Source organism: Mycobacterium hippophais, assembly GCF_027529605.1.
GTDB lineage: Bacteria > Actinomycetota > Actinomycetes > Mycobacteriales > Mycobacteriaceae > Mycobacterium > Mycobacterium arseniciresistens.
Map to the genome: position 1 here is coordinate 47,600 of NZ_JAPZPY010000007.1, position 13,670 is coordinate 61,269.

Consider the following 13,670-nt stretch of genomic DNA (forward strand, 5'->3'; position numbering starts at 1 on the left):
CCTAACGAGTGGCGACGACACCGCCGACCACATCAGCCGGGCTGGTCACGCCCTGTGGACAGCCGATCCACAGCCGCACGGGCGCCGTTTTGGGGAATGCCGCGGCGGCCGGTATCCTGATCAGGTTGTCGGGTCACCCGCTTGCGGTCGTTGGCCCCGAGATCCGAGCACGTACTGATCCGAGGAGTACTGACTATGGCTGCCGTGTGCGATGTCTGCGGGAAGGCCCCCGGCTTCGGCAAGTCGGTGTCGCATTCGCACCGGCGTACCAGCCGCCGCTGGAATCCCAACATCCAGTCGGTGCGCGCCGCCTCCCGCCCGGGCGGCAACAAGCAGCGCATCAACGTCTGCACTTCCTGCATCAAGGCCGGCAAGGTCGCGCGCGGCTGACCCAGCCCGGCTCCGGCCGTCTCCTCTGGGGGTTTAGCCCCCGGGATGCAGGGGGAAGCCCTGTCTTCATGGCGCTTCGCAGCACGTCCCAGTCTGTTCTCCTCACCCTGGCCGCCGGCGTGGCGGCCGGTGCACTCTTCACGGCGTGCGGCGACGATTCCGGCGGGGAGGGCGAGACCTCCACCACCGAGACCACGTCGGTGACGACCACCGTGGAGACCGAGACCGAGACCCAGACCCAGACCCAGGTGCCCGGTTCGACGACGCCGTCGCCCGAGTTGCCCGGCACCACCGGCGGTGACGGGACCGTCGAGGTCCCGCCCCCGCCTGCGGTGCCGTCGCCGCCGGCGATCCCGTCGCCTCCCGCGATCCCCGCACCACCGGCGATTCCTGCACCGCCGCCGATCCCGGCGATCCCGGGTAGCTAGGGCAGCTGCCAGTCGACGGGCTCGGCGCCCATCTGCGTCAGCAGCTCGTTCGCGCGGCTGAACGGCCGCGATCCGAAGAATCCGCGCGACGCCGACAGCGGTGAGGGGTGGGGCGACTCGATCGCCACACAGTCCCCGCCGGCCAGCATCGGCTTGAGGGTGGCCGCGTCGCGCCCCCACAGCACCGCGACCAGGGGTTTCTTCCGGTCGGTCAGTGCCTGGATGGCGCGCTCGGTGACGGCCTCCCAGCCCTTGCCGCGGTGGGACGCGGGCGTGCCGGGTCGCACGGTGAGCACCCGGTTGAGCAGCAGCACGCCGCGCTGCGCCCACGGCGTCAGGTCACCGGTGCTGGGCTGCGGAAGGCCGAGGTCGGCGGTGTACTCGGTGAAGATGTTCGACAGGCTGCGCGGGATCGGCCGCACGTCGGCGCCGACGGAGAAACTCAGGCCGACGGCGTGGCCCGGCGTCGGGTAGGGATCCTGGCCGACGATCAGGACCCGCACCTCGTCGAAGGGGTAGGTGAAGGCGCGCAACACGTTCGGGCCCGCAGGCAGATAGCGGTGCCCGGCGGCCAGCTCGGCGCGAAGGAACTCCCCCATCTGGGTCACCTGGTCTCCGACGGGCGCCAGCGCGCAAGCCCAGCCGGGCTCGACTATTTCTTCGAGTGGGCGTGCGGTCACGAGTGGCCAACCTAGCGTGCGCGGTCGGTCAGAACGACTGCCATCCCCGGTTGCCCTGCCACGGCCGACCGTCCACCAGGACCTCGGGCGGACCGTCGAGGACCCGTCCGATCACCCGCCAGCCCTCGGGCGGCGGGCCGGGAAAGGTCGCGACCAGGGCGTGGTCCTCACCGCCGCCGAGCACCCAGTCCCAGGCGTCGGCTCCGGTCGCCACCGCGGCCGCGGACACGGCGTCGTGGTCGGCCCGCAGCGCGTCGGCGGCGATGTCGACGAGCTGTCCTGCGGCCGTCGCGAGGTGCCCGACGTCGGCGAGCAGGCCGTCGGAGACGTCGGTCATCGACGTGGCACCCGCCGCGGCCGCCCGGCGACCCTCGCCGTAGGGCGGTTCGGGCACCAGGTGCCGCCGCCGCAGTTCGGCGCAGCCTTCGAACGATTCGTCGATGATGTTGTCCCACAGCGCGAATCCCGCCGCCGACCGCCCGAGCTCGCCCGCCACGGCCAGCACGTCGCCCGCGCGGGCGCCGTCGCGGCGCACCGGATGTCCGCCGGCCAGGTCGCCCAGCACCGTCACCGAGATCACCCACTGCGGTGACCGGACCAGGTCGCCGCCGACGATGCCCGCGCCGAGCCGGCGGGCCTCGTCCCACAACCCGTCGGCGAGTTCGACCGCCTGGGCGACGGGTGTGTCGGCCGGAGCGCCGAAGGCCACGACGAAGGCCGTCGCGCGCGCGCCCATCGCCTCGATGTCGGCAGCGTTCTGGGCGATGGCCTTCCGTCCCACGTCGTGAGGCGTTGACCAGTCCAGCCGGAAGTGCCGCCCGGCGACCAGCATGTCGGTCGACACCACCGTGCGCCCGTCGCCGGCCCGCACCACCGCGGCGTCGTCACCGGGTCCCAGTTCCACCGCGGCCGGTTGCTCACGACCATTGACCAGCCGGTCGATCACCGCGAACTCCCCGGCCGTGGCCAGTGTTTCGGCCGGTTCGAAGCTCGCCATGTCGCCTCCTACCGGGCCGTTCGCGAAAATGAACACCGGCTCGACCTGCGGTACGTTTGGTCCCTGCGGCGTGGAGTCTATGCAGCGAGACAGAGGAGACGGCAGGTGGTCGAGGCTTTCATGCTGATCCAGACCGAGGTGGGCCGCGCCGAGGTCGTCGCCAAGCAACTCGCGGGACTGCCCGGTGTGGTGTCCTCGGAATACGTCACCGGGCCCTACGACGTGGTGGTGCGGGTGGCCGCCGACACGATGGCCGACCTGACCGGCACCGTGGTGCCCTCGGTGCAGCAGAGCACCGGCATCACCCGCACGCTGACCTGCCCGATCGCCGACGGAGCTCAGCTCTAGGGTTGACCGCGTGACTGCACCGACCGGGGACGGGCCGCCGCGCGCGCTGATGATCGCGGCGATCGCGGTGGCTGTCGCGGCGGTCGTGGTGCTGCTCGCGGTGGCGGCGATCCGGCAGGCCGACACACCGGCTGAGCCGGTGGCGATCTCGGCGGTGCCCGCGCCTGCGGCCGACGGCCCGGACTGTCGCAGGTTGCTCGACGCCCTGCCCGATGAGCTGGGCACCTACCGGCGGGCGCCGACGGCCGAACCCACGCCCGCAGGCGCCGCCGCGTGGCGGGCCGAGCCCGGCGCCGAGCCGGTGGTGCTGCGGTGCGGACTGGACCGCCCCGCCGAGTTCGTCGTCGGGGCGCCACTGCAGATGGTCGACGCCGTGGCATGGTTCCGGGTGGGTGAGGCAGACGCCGGCGGCGGACAGCCGGGCGACGGCGCGCGCAGCACCTGGTATGCCGTCGACCGACCGGTCTATGTCGCGCTGACCCTGCCCGCCGGTTCGGGGCCGACGCCGATCCAGCTGATGTCGGCGACGATCACCGAGACCCTCCCCGCGCGCCCTGCCGATCCCGCGCCGGTCGGTTAGCGCAGGCCGGTACCCCTGGCGAGCGCGGTGTCCACCATCGCCGCCAGCAGCGTCGGATAGTCGACCCCGCTGGCCGCCCACATCCGCGGGTACATCGAGATGGTGGTGAACCCCGGCATCGTGTTGATCTCGTTGACCACCGGGCCGTCGTCGGTGAGGAAGAAGTCGACGCGGGCCAGTCCCTGGCAGTCCACGGCGGTGAAGGCGCGGATCGCCAGCTGGCGGATCTCATCGGCGATCTCGTCGTCGACCTTGGCCGGCACGTCGAGTTCGGCGCCGTCCTCGAGGTACTTGGTGGCGAAGTCGTAGAACCCGTCCTCGCGGCCACGCACCCCGGCGACCCGGATCTCACCGACCGTGCTGGCCTCGACCCGCCCGTCGGGCAGTTCGAGCACACCGCACTCCAGTTCGCGGCCGGGCACCGCGGCCTCGACGATCACCTTCGGGTCATGGCGGCGGGCGAGTTCGATCGCCGCCGGCAGGTCGTCCCACGCCGCGACCCGGCTGACGCCGATCGACGATCCACCGCGGGCGGGTTTGACGAACACCGGCAGCCCGAGCCGCTCGCGCTCCTCGAGTTCGAGCGTCGACCGGCGTGCCCGCAGCACGACGTGGTCGCCGACCGGCAGGCCGTCGGCGATCAGCAGCTTCTTGGTGAACTCCTTGTCCATTCCCGCCGCACTGGCCAGCACGCCGGCCCCGACGTAGGGCACCCCCGCGAGTTCGAGCAGGCCCTGGATGGTGCCGTCCTCGCCGTAGGGCCCGTGCAGGACGGGGAACACCACATCGACCGAGGCCAGGATCTCGCCCGCGGCGCCCTGGCTCAGCGACACGAGCTGACCACTGCGCTCCGGTGCGGCGGGCAGCGCCAGCTCGATGCCCGACGCGCCGCTCACCTCGGGCAGCCGGCCGTCGGTGATCGCCAGCGTCTCGGGGCGGCCGTCGGTGAGGACCCACGAGCCCGCCGGGGTGATGCCGACGGCGACGACCTCGAACCGCTCCGGGTCGAGGTTGCGCAGGATGCTGCCCGCGGAAACGCAGGAGATGGCGTGCTCGGAACTGCGGCCGCCGTAGACGACGGCGACGCGTGTGCGGCCGGCGGAGCCGGGCTGGTTGCGAGCAGTCACAACCTGCAGAGGCTACCGTCCCGCCCGCTCACCGCACGATCCGATTACCTGACCAGGGCTTTCACCGCAGCGCGCGGTCGATGTCCGCGATGAGGTCGTCGGTGTCCTCGATGCCGAGCGAGATCCGGGCGAACCCGTCGGCGACGGGGTCTCCCCAGCGGGCCCGCCGGTCCACCGAGGAGTGGATGCCGCCGAAACTGGTCGCGCCCACCAACAGGTCGCTGCGCTGCACGAGGCGGTGGACGGCGGCGGCGTCGGCCAGTTCCGCCGACACCACCCCACCGAAGCGACGCATCTGGCGCGACGCGACCTCGTGCGAGGGATCCTCGGGCAGCCCCGGGTAGCGCACCATGCGCACCGCCGGATGGGTGCGCAGCAGCATGGCCAGCGCCTGGGCGTTCTGGCACTGCCGCTCGAAGCGCAGCCCGACTGTGCCGAGGCTGCGCAGCAGCAGCCACGCCTCGAACGCGCCGAGCACCGCGCCCGCGAGCAGGCGGTCGCGTTCGATCGCAGCCATCAGCTCCGGGTGGCTGCCTGCGACATATCCCGCGAGCAGGTCGTGGTGGCCCGACAGCGCCTTGGTGGCGCTCGCCACCACCAGGTCGGCGCCCAGCGAGAGCGGTTGCTGGCCGAGCGGGGTGGCGGTGGTGTTGTCGACGACGAGGGTGGTCCCGCGGCGGCGGCACAGCGTCGCCAGCCGGTGCAGATCGGCGACGTCGAGCGTCGGGTTGGCCGGTGTCTCGGCCAGCACGATGTCGGCGCCCGCAGCCGCCTCACACATCTGCGCGCAGGTCGCCTCGATCACCGAGATCCCGCGCAGCGCAAGATGTTCGGTGGCATACCGGCGCACCTGGTAGTAGCCGTCGGCGGGTACCACCAGCGTGCTGCCGGGCGTGGCGAGCACCCGGAGCGCGGTGGTGATCGCCGCCATTCCCGATGAGAATGCCAGCGCGCGGGTGGCGCCTTCGAGTGTGGCGAGCGCCGACTCCACGAGGCGCCACGTCGGATTCGACCGCCGGCCGTAGCTGTCCAGCGTGTCGTCTTCATCAGCCGGGATGTGGTAGGCCGCAGCGGGAATCGGCGGCGGCGCCACGGGTGCGCCCGGAACCGGTTCGGCGCCCGCGGCTTTCACGCTGCGGGTGGAGTCACCGTAGCCGCCGTCCATCGCCGTCACTCCGGCTTGGTGCTGCGGCCGAGCAGCAGCGCCACCGCTTCGTCCACGCTGAGCCCCCGGTGACACACCCGGTGCACGGCGTCGGTGAGCGGCATCTCGACGTCGTAGCTCGAGGCCAGCGAGAGCACCGACTCACACGAGGTGACGCCCTCGGCGACGTGTCCGCCCGCCGCCTCCAGCGCGGACTCCATGGTGCCGCCCCGGCCCAGCCGCTCGCCGAACGTGCGGTTGCGCGAATGCGGTGAGGTGCAGGTGGCGACGAGGTCGCCGACGCCGGCGAGCCCCGCCAGCGTGGCGGGCTGGGCGCCCAGCGCGATGCCCAGCCGCATGATCTCGGCCAGGCCTCGGGTGATGATCGCGGCCACGGTGTTCTCGCCGAGCCCCACACCGGCGGCCATCCCGGTGGCCAGCGCGATGACGTTCTTGCAGGCCCCGCCGACTTCGGCGCCGATCACGTCGCTGTTGGTGTACGGACGGAAGTAGCCGGTGGCCAGCGCGCGCTGCAGCGTCACCGCCCGGCCGGAGTCGTTGCAGGCGACGACGGTGGCGGCGGGCTGCTCGGCGGCGATCTCGCTGGCCAGGTTCGGCCCGGTGACCACCGCCACCCGCCCGGCGTCGGCTCCGGTGACGGCGATGATCACCTGGCTCATCCGCATCAGGGTGTCGAGTTCGATGCCCTTGGCCAGGCTGACCAGCGTCGCGTCGTCGCCGATCAGCCCCTTCCACTGCTGCAGGTTCTCCCGCAGCCGCTGTGAGGGCACCGCCAGCAGCACGGTGCAGGCGCCGGCGAGCGCCTCCGCCGGGTCGGCGGTCGCCCGGATCGTAGCCGGCAACTCGGTCTCGCCGAGATAGGAGGTGTTGCGGTGGGTGGCGTTGATCTCGGCGGCGAGTTCGGGCCTGCGGGCCCACAGCGCGACGTCGTTGCCCGCGTCCGCCAGGACTCTCGCCAGGGCTGTTCCCCACGCACCGGCACCCATCACCGCCGCCTTCACCACCGCTTCACCCTAGCGCGGGCCGGTGGGCGTACCCGCTTTCGGCGTGGCCGGGCATCTGCGAACACGCCTGGCAGGATGGCGATCATGAGCGGCACACGAACCGCGGCGGATGCCGACATCGCGGTGGTGATCGCCGTGAAGCGGCTTGCGGCGGCGAAGACCCGGCTGGCCTCGGCGTTCCCGCCGGCCGGCCGGGAGAGCGTGGTGCTGGCGATGTTGACGGACACCATCGCGGCCGCGCTCCGGGTGGCAGCGGTCACCGTGGTCACCCCTGACACCGCCGCCGCCGATGCTGTGCGGTCGCTCGGCGCGAACGTGATCGACGATCCGACGCCCGACGGGCACCCCGACCCGCTCAACAACGCGATCGCCGTCGCCGAAGCGGAGCTGCGCGCCGGTAATTCGAACATCGTTGTGCTGCAGGGTGATCTGCCGGCACTGCGATCGGAGGAGCTGGCCGAGGCGATCACCGCGGCGCGTGCCCACCCCCGCAGCTTCGTGGGTGACCGTCACGGCACGGGCACCGCCGCCCTCTTCGGGTTCGGTGCCCCCCTCGATCCGCGACTGGGAGCCGATTCCGCTCGGCGCCACCGCGATTCCGGCGCGGTGGAGCTGACAGGCGGGTGGCCGGGCCTGCGGTGCGACATCGACACCCCCGACGATCTGGCGGCCGCACGGTTGCTCGGCGTCGGCCCGGCGACCACCCGCGTGCTGCCACCGACCAGGTGAACAGCCGGCGAGCAATGTAGGTCCGCGGTGGCCGCACGAACCGCGGATGAGGAATGATTGGCCAGATGACCGAAGCCGAGGCCCAGACACGAACGGAAGACGCCGAGCGGGTGCCGGTCGACACCGCCCCCGAGGGCCAGGCATCAGCCGCGGCGCCGGATGCGCCGCCTGCGGCGACGTCGCCTGTCGCCGACCCTGCCCAGCCTGCCGCCCTGCCCGAGGACCGCTATCTCAACCGTGAGCTGAGCTGGCTCGACTTCAACGCCAGGGTGCTCGCGTTGGCCGCGGACCCGTCGCTGCCGCTCCTGGAGCGAGCCAAGTTCCTGGCGATCTTCGCCTCGAACCTCGACGAGTTCTACATGGTGCGCGTCGCCGGCCTCAAGCGTCGCGATGAGATGGGCCTGTCGGTTCGGTCGGCGGACGGCCTCTCCCCGCGTGAGCAGTTGCGGCGCATCGGCGAGCGCACGCAGCAGATCGCCAGCAGGCATTCGAAGGTCTTCATGGACGAGGTGCGCCCCGCTCTCGCCGAGCGGGGCATCGTCATCGTGACATGGAGCGAACTCGACGACTACGAACGCGACAGGCTGTCGACCTACTTCCACGAGCAGGTGTTCCCGGTCCTCACGCCGCTCGCGGTCGACCCGGCACACCCGTTCCCCTTCGTGAGTGGGCTGAGCCTGAACCTGGCGATCACCGTCAAGCTTCCCGACGACGGGACCCAGCACTTCGCGCGAATCAAGGTGCCCGACAACGTAGACCGCTTCGTGGAACTGCGGGCGCGCGACGATGACGGCGGCGGTGTCCGATTCCTTCCGATGGAGGAACTGATCTCGGCGTTCCTCGACGTCCTGTTCCCCGGCCTGGAGATCGTGGAGCACCACGCCTTCCGGATCACGCGCAACGCCGACTTCGAGGTCGAGGAGGACCGCGACGAGGATCTGCTGCAGGCCCTCGAACGCGAGTTGGCCCGCCGCCGGTTCGGGTCGCCCGTGCGTCTCGAGATAGCCGGCGACATGACCGAGAACATGCTCGAGTTGTTGCTGCGCGAACTCGACGTTCATCCCGGTGACGTCATCGAAGTGCCGGGTCTGCTCGACCTGTCCGCGCTGTGGCAGGTGTACGGCGTCGACCGACCCGAGCTGAAGGATCCCCCGTTCGTCCCCGCCACTCCGCCGGCGTTCGGCGAACGCGAGACTCCTAAGAGCATCTTCTCCACGCTGCGCGACGGCGACGTCCTGGTGCACCACCCGTACGACTCGTTCTCGACCACGGTGCAGCGCTTCATCGAGCAGGCCGCCGCCGACCCGAATGTGTTGGCGATCAAGCAGACCCTGTATCGGACCTCGGGCGACTCGCCGATCGTCAGCGCGCTCATCGACGCCGCAGAGGCCGGTAAGCAGGTCGTCGCGCTCGTCGAGATCAAGGCGCGCTTCGACGAGCAGGCCAACATCAAGTGGGCTCGCGCACTGGAACAGGCAGGCGTGCACGTCGTCTACGGGTTGATCGGGCTCAAGACGCACTGCAAAACGTGTCTGGTCGTGCGCCGCGAGGGGTCGACGATCCGGCGCTACTGCCACATCGGGACCGGCAACTACAACCCGAAGACCTCTCGCCTGTACGAGGACGTCGGCCTGCTCACGGCGGCTCCCGACATCGGTGCCGACCTCACCGACCTGTTCAACTCGCTGACCGGCTACTCCCGCAAGGTGTCCTACCGCAACCTGTTGGTGGCGCCCAACGGCGTGCGCCGCGGCATCATCGAGCGCATCGAGCGGGAAGTGGCCGCGGCCCGTAAGGGCGCCGACGCGCGAATCCGGATGAAGGCCAACGCCCTGGTCGACGAACAGGTCATCGACGCGCTGTACCGGGCATCGCAGGCCGGTGTGCGGGTGGAGGTGGTGGTGCGCGGCATCTGCGCGCTGCGGCCCGGTGCGGCGGGATTTTCCGACAACATCGTGGTGCGTTCGATTCTCGGCCGGTTCCTCGAGCACTCCCGGATCATCCACTTCAAGGCCATCGACGAATTCTGGATCGGCAGCGCCGACATGATGCACCGCAACCTCGACCGCCGGGTGGAGGTGATGGCGCAGGTGAAAGATCCTCGACTGGCCGCACAGCTCAACGACACGTTCGAGTCGGCGATGGATCCCTCGACCCGGTGCTGGGAGTTGGGCACCGACGGGCGCTGGACGGCCTCGCCGCAGGAAGGCCGCACGGTGCGCGACCATCAGGTGTCGCTGATGGAACGCCACCGGCACCCGTGATCCTCGCCCACCTCTCGGCCGTACCTCCCCGAACCGACTGCAGGAGTTGAGGTGAGTACCAAGAGCCCCAAAGGCAAGGCGGTGCTGGCCGCCGGTGCGGTGTTGTGGCGCACCGACGGCGACGACCCGCAGCCACTGGTCGCCGTCATCCATCGCCCGCGCTACGACGACTGGTCACTGCCGAAGGGCAAGGTCGACCCGGGTGAGACCGAACCGGTCACCGCGGTGCGGGAGGTTCTGGAGGAGACGGGCTGCGGCGCGCACCTCGGCCGCCGGCTGACCACGGTGAGCTACCCGGTGGACCACGGCGTCAAGAAGGTCAGGTACTGGGCCGCCCGCCGCGTCGACGGCGAATTCGCCCCCAACGACGAAGTCGACCAGCTGATCTGGCTGCCGGTGAGCGACGCGATGAAGCGGGTGGGCTATCCGCACGACCGGAAGGTCCTGCGCCGGTTCGCGAAACTGCCTGCCGACACCCAGACCGTGCTGGTCGTCCGTCACGGCTCGGCAGGCGACAAGAAGCGCTACCGGGGCGACGACGACAAGCGTCCGCTGGACAAACGCGGGCGCGCACAGGCCGAGTCGCTCGTCGGCCAGTTGCTCGCATTCGGTGCGGACGAACTGTTCGCCGCGGCCCGCACCCGGTGCCTGCAGACGTTGGAGCCGCTGGCCCAGGAACTGGGCACCACGGTGACCAGTGAACCGGAGCTCACCGAAGAGGCGTACTCCGATGACAAGAAGGCGGCCCGCCGCCGGCTCCTCGACATCGTCGCGAAGGCCGGGGAGAGCGGTGCCACTCCGGTGATCTGCTCGCAGGGCAAGGTCATCCCCCACCTCGTCGACTGGTGGTGCGAGCAAGACGGGGTGCGGCCGGACAAGTCACGCAACCGCAAGGGCAGCACGTGGGTGTTGTCGCTGTCCGGTGGCCGGCTCGTGTCGGCGGACCACATCGGCAGCCCTCTGGCCGTCAGCGGCTGAGAACGCCCGCACGGCGGTCCACAGCAGGAAACGCCGCGGGTCGGTTCGACCCGCGGCGCCTCCGTGTCGTTTCCGGCTGGAATCTACTTGCGGCCCTTCTTGGCCGGCGCCTTCTTGGCAGCCGACTTCTTGGCGGGCGCCTTGGTGGCGGCCTTCTTGGCGGCCGGTGCCTTCTTGGCCGGCGCCTTGGTGGCGGCCTTCTTGGCGGCGGGCGCCTTCTTGGCCGGGGTGGTCTTCTTCGCGGCCGTCGACTTCGCCGGTGCCTTCTTGGCAGCGGTGGTCTTCTTCGCCGCCGTCGACTTCGCCGGCGCCTTGGTGGCGGTGGTCTTCTTCGCCGCGGTGGACTTCGCGGGCGCCTTCTTGGCTGCGGTCTTGGTGGCGGCCTTGCGGGCCGGCGCCTTCTTGGCGGCCCCGCGTTTGGCGGGCGCCGCCGTCACGCCGCGCTTGACGGCTGGGCCGTCCGCCGGGAGACGCTGCGCGCCAGACACAACCGCCTTGAACTGAGCACCCGGGCGGAATGCCGGCACCGAGGTGGGCTTCACCTTCACCGTCTCGCCGGTGCGCGGGTTGCGCGCGACACGGGCGGCGCGGCGGCGCTGTTCGAACACGCCGAAGCCGGTGATGGTCACGCTGTCGCCCTTGTGCACTGCGCGCACGATGGTGTCGACGACGTTCTCGACCGCGGCGGTGGCCTGCCTACGGTCGGTGCCCATTTTGTTCGTCAGTACGTCGATGAGCTCCGCTTTGTTCATTCAAATCCTCCGAGACCAGTGGTCCTCCTTGGACCGACTAGTGGACACGGTAAACCCTTTGACCACTGATTTCCAAGAGCCACGCGCAATTTCAATCGTCGCTGGCAAATAATTCGGCAATCCGGTTGCCGCGCACAGGCTCCTGCCGGAGGCTCGGAGAACCCCTTCCAGGGCGGCGAATTCGGCCCGCCGCGGGGCCGAGATCAGGCCGGCAGGGTCTTCGGTTTCCAGGCCGGCCTGCGCTGTTCATAGGACTCGATCTCGTCGAGTTTCTGCAGCGTAAGGCCTATATCGTCGAGTCCGGAAAGCAGTCGCCAAGCGGTGTAGTCGTCAATTCTGAACGGCACCACAACCGTTCCGGCGGTCACCGTTCGATCTTGAAGGTCCACACCGATTTCCAGCCCGGGATTCTGCTCGATCAGCTTCCACAGCAGTTCCACATCGTCTTGCGCGACTTCGGCGGCCAGCAGTCCCGCCTTGCCCGCATTTCCGCGGAAGATATCGGCGAACCTAGACGAGATAACCACCCGGAACCCGTAGTCCATGAGCGCCCAGACCGCGTGCTCGCGCGATGACCCGGTGCCGAAATCCGGTCCCGCCACCAATACGGAACCCCGATCGAACGGTGCCAGATTGAGAACGAACGAGGGGTCGTTGCGCCAGGCGGCGAACAATCCGTCCTCGAATCCCGTTCGGGTGACCCGCTTCAAATACACCGCCGGGATGATCTGGTCGGTGTCGACGTTGGACCGGCGCAGCGGTACGCCGATCCCGGTATGGGCGGTGAAGGCTTCCATCAGTGGGCTCCTCGGTCGGTCAGATCGGCGGGAGAGGACAGCGTGCCGCGCACGGCGGTGGCCGCGGCGACGGCGGGTGAGACGAGGTGGGTCCGGCCGCCCTTGCCCTGCCTGCCCTCGAAATTGCGGTTCGAGGTCGACGCGCAACGCTGCCCCGGTGAGAGTTGATCGGGGTTCATGCCAAGACACATCGAGCACCCGGCCTGCCGCCACTCCGCACCGGCGGCGGTGAAGATCGCGTCCAGGCCCTCGGATTCGGCCTGCGCCTTCACCCGCATCGACCCGGGCACGATCAGCATCCGCACCCCGTCGGCGACCGAGCGGCGGCTCAGCACGTCGGCGACCACCCGCAGATCCTCGATGCGGCCGTTGGTGCACGAGCCGACGAACACGGTGTCGACCGCGACGTCGCGCATCGCGGTGCCCGGGCGAAGGTCCATGTAGGTCAACGCCTTCTCCGCGGCCTGGCGCTCGCCCTCGTCGACGATCAGCTCAGGATCGGGCACCGCATCGGCCAGCGGGATGCCCTGCCCGGGGTTGGTGCCCCACGTCACGAACGGGCTCAGGGCCGCCGCGTCGATGTGCACCTCGGTGTCGAATTCGGCGCCGGGATCGGTGCGCAACTGACTCCACGCCTCGACCGCGGCATCCCAGTCGGCGCCCTGCGGGGCGTGCGGCCGCCCACGCAGGAACTCGAAGGTGGTCTCGTCCGGGCCCACCATGCCGGCCCGGGCGCCGGCCTCGATGCTCATGTTGCAGATGGTCATCCGGCCCTCCATCGACAACGCCTCGATGGCGCTGCCCCGGTATTCGATGACGTGACCCTGTCCGCCGCCGGTGCCGATCTTCGCGATCACCGCGAGGATGACGTCCTTGGCGCTCACTCCCGGCGGCAGTTCGCCGTCGACGTTCACCGCCATCGTCTTGAACGGGCGCAGGGGCAGCGTCTGGGTGGCCATCACGTGCTCGACCTCGGATGTGCCTATTCCCATGGCGAGCGCGCCGAATGCGCCGTGCGTCGAGGTGTGGCTGTCGCCGCAGACCACCGTCATACCCGGCTGCGTCAGGCCGAGCTGCGGGCCGATGATGTGCACGATGCCCTGCTCGGCATCCCCCATCGGGTGCAGCCGGATGCCGAATTCCGCGCAGTTGCGCCGCAATGTCTCCACCTGGGTGCGCGACACCGGATCGGCGATCGGCTTGTCGATGTCGATCGTCGGGACGTTGTGGTCCTCGGTGGCGATGGTGAGATCGGGCCGGCGCACCGGGCGTCCGGCCAGCCGGAGGCCGTCGAACGCCTGCGGGCTGGTGACCTCGTGGACCAGGTGGAGGTCGATGTAGATCAGGTCGGGTTCCCCGTCGCCGCGGGCGACGACGTGGTCGGCCCAGACCTTCTCTGCCATGGTCCTGGGCTTCTGCGAGTTGGCCATC

At 70.3% G+C, this 13,670-nt stretch carries 15 protein-coding genes; 7 read left to right on the forward strand and 8 right to left on the reverse strand.

What is annotated here, in order from left to right; translation table 11 throughout:
- Nucleotides 1-195: 195 nt before the first annotated feature.
- Nucleotides 196-390 carry a 50S ribosomal protein L28 gene (gene rpmB / locus O6P37_RS16095; protein WP_264011750.1) on the forward strand — a complete coding sequence of 65 codons (195 nt, stop codon included), beginning with the start codon at nt 196-198 and terminating at the stop codon, nt 388-390.
- Nucleotides 391-458: 68 nt separating this feature from the next.
- Nucleotides 459-818 (forward strand): hypothetical protein, encoded by a 360-nt coding sequence (locus O6P37_RS16100; RefSeq protein WP_269895033.1) that lies wholly within the window; start codon nt 459-461, stop codon nt 816-818.
- Here O6P37_RS16100 and O6P37_RS16105 read toward each other — a convergent pair.
- Together O6P37_RS16105 and O6P37_RS16110 are read right to left on the reverse strand one after the other, a co-directional pair.
- On the reverse strand, nt 815-1,498 hold the full coding sequence (locus O6P37_RS16105; RefSeq protein ID WP_269895034.1) for a uracil-DNA glycosylase: 684 nt from the start codon (nt 1,496-1,498) through the stop codon (nt 815-817). The two genes, O6P37_RS16100 and O6P37_RS16105, sit on opposite strands and share 4 nt — an antisense overlap.
- A 28-nt stretch (nt 1,499-1,526) precedes the next feature.
- Nucleotides 1,527-2,495: a thiamine-phosphate kinase gene (locus O6P37_RS16110; protein ID WP_269895035.1), complete on the reverse strand. Its 969-nt coding sequence runs from the start codon at nt 2,493-2,495 to the stop codon at nt 1,527-1,529.
- A 105-nt stretch (nt 2,496-2,600) separates the two neighbouring features.
- On the opposite strand from O6P37_RS16110, the gene O6P37_RS16115 reads away from it, so the two are divergent.
- Nucleotides 2,601-2,843, forward strand: coding sequence for an Lrp/AsnC ligand binding domain-containing protein (locus O6P37_RS16115; RefSeq protein WP_269895036.1), 243 nt, complete (start codon nt 2,601-2,603; stop codon nt 2,841-2,843).
- 10 nt (nt 2,844-2,853) lie between these two features.
- Complete coding sequence (locus tag O6P37_RS16120; RefSeq protein WP_269895037.1) at nt 2,854-3,423, forward strand: DUF3515 domain-containing protein; 570 nt, start codon at nt 2,854-2,856, stop codon at nt 3,421-3,423.
- On the opposite strand, the gene O6P37_RS16125 is transcribed toward O6P37_RS16120, so the two are convergent.
- The 3 genes from O6P37_RS16125 to O6P37_RS16135 form a co-directional block, all read right to left on the reverse strand.
- Complete coding sequence (locus tag O6P37_RS16125) at nt 3,420-4,550, reverse strand: D-alanine--D-alanine ligase family protein (RefSeq protein WP_264011932.1); 1,131 nt, start codon at nt 4,548-4,550, stop codon at nt 3,420-3,422. The genes O6P37_RS16120 and O6P37_RS16125 overlap by 4 nt on opposite strands.
- A gap of 61 nt (nt 4,551-4,611) precedes the next feature.
- Complete coding sequence (locus tag O6P37_RS16130) at nt 4,612-5,715, reverse strand: cystathionine gamma-lyase (protein WP_269895214.1); 1,104 nt, start codon at nt 5,713-5,715, stop codon at nt 4,612-4,614.
- 5 nt (nt 5,716-5,720) lie between these two features.
- Nucleotides 5,721-6,701: an NAD(P)H-dependent glycerol-3-phosphate dehydrogenase gene (locus tag O6P37_RS16135; protein WP_269895215.1), complete on the reverse strand. Its 981-nt coding sequence runs from the start codon at nt 6,699-6,701 to the stop codon at nt 5,721-5,723.
- Between the two features lie 102 nt (nt 6,702-6,803).
- On the opposite strand from O6P37_RS16135, the gene cofC reads away from it, so the two are divergent.
- From cofC to mutT1, 3 genes are all read left to right on the forward strand, one after another.
- On the forward strand, nt 6,804-7,448 hold the full coding sequence (gene cofC / locus O6P37_RS16140; protein WP_408633187.1) for a 2-phospho-L-lactate guanylyltransferase: 645 nt from the start codon (nt 6,804-6,806) through the stop codon (nt 7,446-7,448).
- A gap of 65 nt (nt 7,449-7,513) precedes the next feature.
- Nucleotides 7,514-9,712, forward strand: coding sequence for an RNA degradosome polyphosphate kinase (locus O6P37_RS16145; RefSeq protein ID WP_269895039.1), 2,199 nt, complete (start codon nt 7,514-7,516; stop codon nt 9,710-9,712).
- A 51-nt stretch (nt 9,713-9,763) separates the two neighbouring features.
- The gene (gene mutT1, locus O6P37_RS16150; RefSeq protein ID WP_269895040.1) at nt 9,764-10,690 is read left to right on the forward strand and encodes an 8-oxo-(d)GTP phosphatase MutT1; all 927 of its coding nucleotides are present in this window, start codon (nt 9,764-9,766) and stop codon (nt 10,688-10,690) included.
- 83 nt (nt 10,691-10,773) lie between these two features.
- Here mutT1 and O6P37_RS16155 read toward each other — a convergent pair whose 3' ends face one another.
- From O6P37_RS16155 to leuC, 3 genes are all read right to left on the reverse strand, one after another.
- Nucleotides 10,774-11,442 (reverse strand): HU family DNA-binding protein, encoded by a 669-nt coding sequence (locus O6P37_RS16155; RefSeq protein WP_264011935.1) that lies wholly within the window; start codon nt 11,440-11,442, stop codon nt 10,774-10,776.
- A 203-nt stretch (nt 11,443-11,645) separates the two neighbouring features.
- The gene (gene leuD / locus O6P37_RS16160) at nt 11,646-12,239 is read right to left on the reverse strand and encodes a 3-isopropylmalate dehydratase small subunit (RefSeq protein ID WP_269895041.1); all 594 of its coding nucleotides are present in this window, start codon (nt 12,237-12,239) and stop codon (nt 11,646-11,648) included.
- Nucleotides 12,239-13,669, reverse strand: coding sequence for a 3-isopropylmalate dehydratase large subunit (gene leuC / locus O6P37_RS16165; protein WP_408633188.1), 1,431 nt, complete (start codon nt 13,667-13,669; stop codon nt 12,239-12,241). Before leuC ends, leuD begins: the two co-directional genes overlap by 1 nt.
- Between the last annotated feature and the right edge of the window lies 1 nt (nt 13,670).

Bases quoted from the DNA above. Each gene is read 5' to 3' on its own strand.
- rpmB (WP_264011750.1), top strand. From the start codon at position 196: ATGGCTGCCGTGTGCGATGTCTGCGGGAAGGCCCCCGGCTTCGGCAAG.
- O6P37_RS16100 (WP_269895033.1), top strand. From the start codon at position 459: ATGGCGCTTCGCAGCACGTCCCAGTCTGTTCTCCTCACCCTGGCCGCC.
- O6P37_RS16110 (WP_269895035.1), bottom strand. From the start codon at position 2,495: ATGGCGAGCTTCGAACCGGCCGAAACACTGGCCACGGCCGGGGAGTTC.
- O6P37_RS16130 (WP_269895214.1), bottom strand. From the start codon at position 5,715: ATGGACGGCGGCTACGGTGACTCCACCCGCAGCGTGAAAGCCGCGGGC.
- O6P37_RS16135 (WP_269895215.1), bottom strand. From the start codon at position 6,701: ATGGGTGCCGGTGCGTGGGGAACAGCCCTGGCGAGAGTCCTGGCGGAC.
- cofC (WP_408633187.1), top strand. From the start codon at position 6,804: ATGAGCGGCACACGAACCGCGGCGGATGCCGACATCGCGGTGGTGATC.
- O6P37_RS16145 (WP_269895039.1), top strand. From the start codon at position 7,514: ATGACCGAAGCCGAGGCCCAGACACGAACGGAAGACGCCGAGCGGGTG.
- O6P37_RS16155 (WP_264011935.1), bottom strand. From the start codon at position 11,442: ATGAACAAAGCGGAGCTCATCGACGTACTGACGAACAAAATGGGCACC.
- leuD (WP_269895041.1), bottom strand. From the start codon at position 12,239: ATGGAAGCCTTCACCGCCCATACCGGGATCGGCGTACCGCTGCGCCGG.
- leuC (WP_408633188.1), bottom strand. From the start codon at position 13,669: ATGGCCAACTCGCAGAAGCCCAGGACCATGGCAGAGAAGGTCTGGGCC.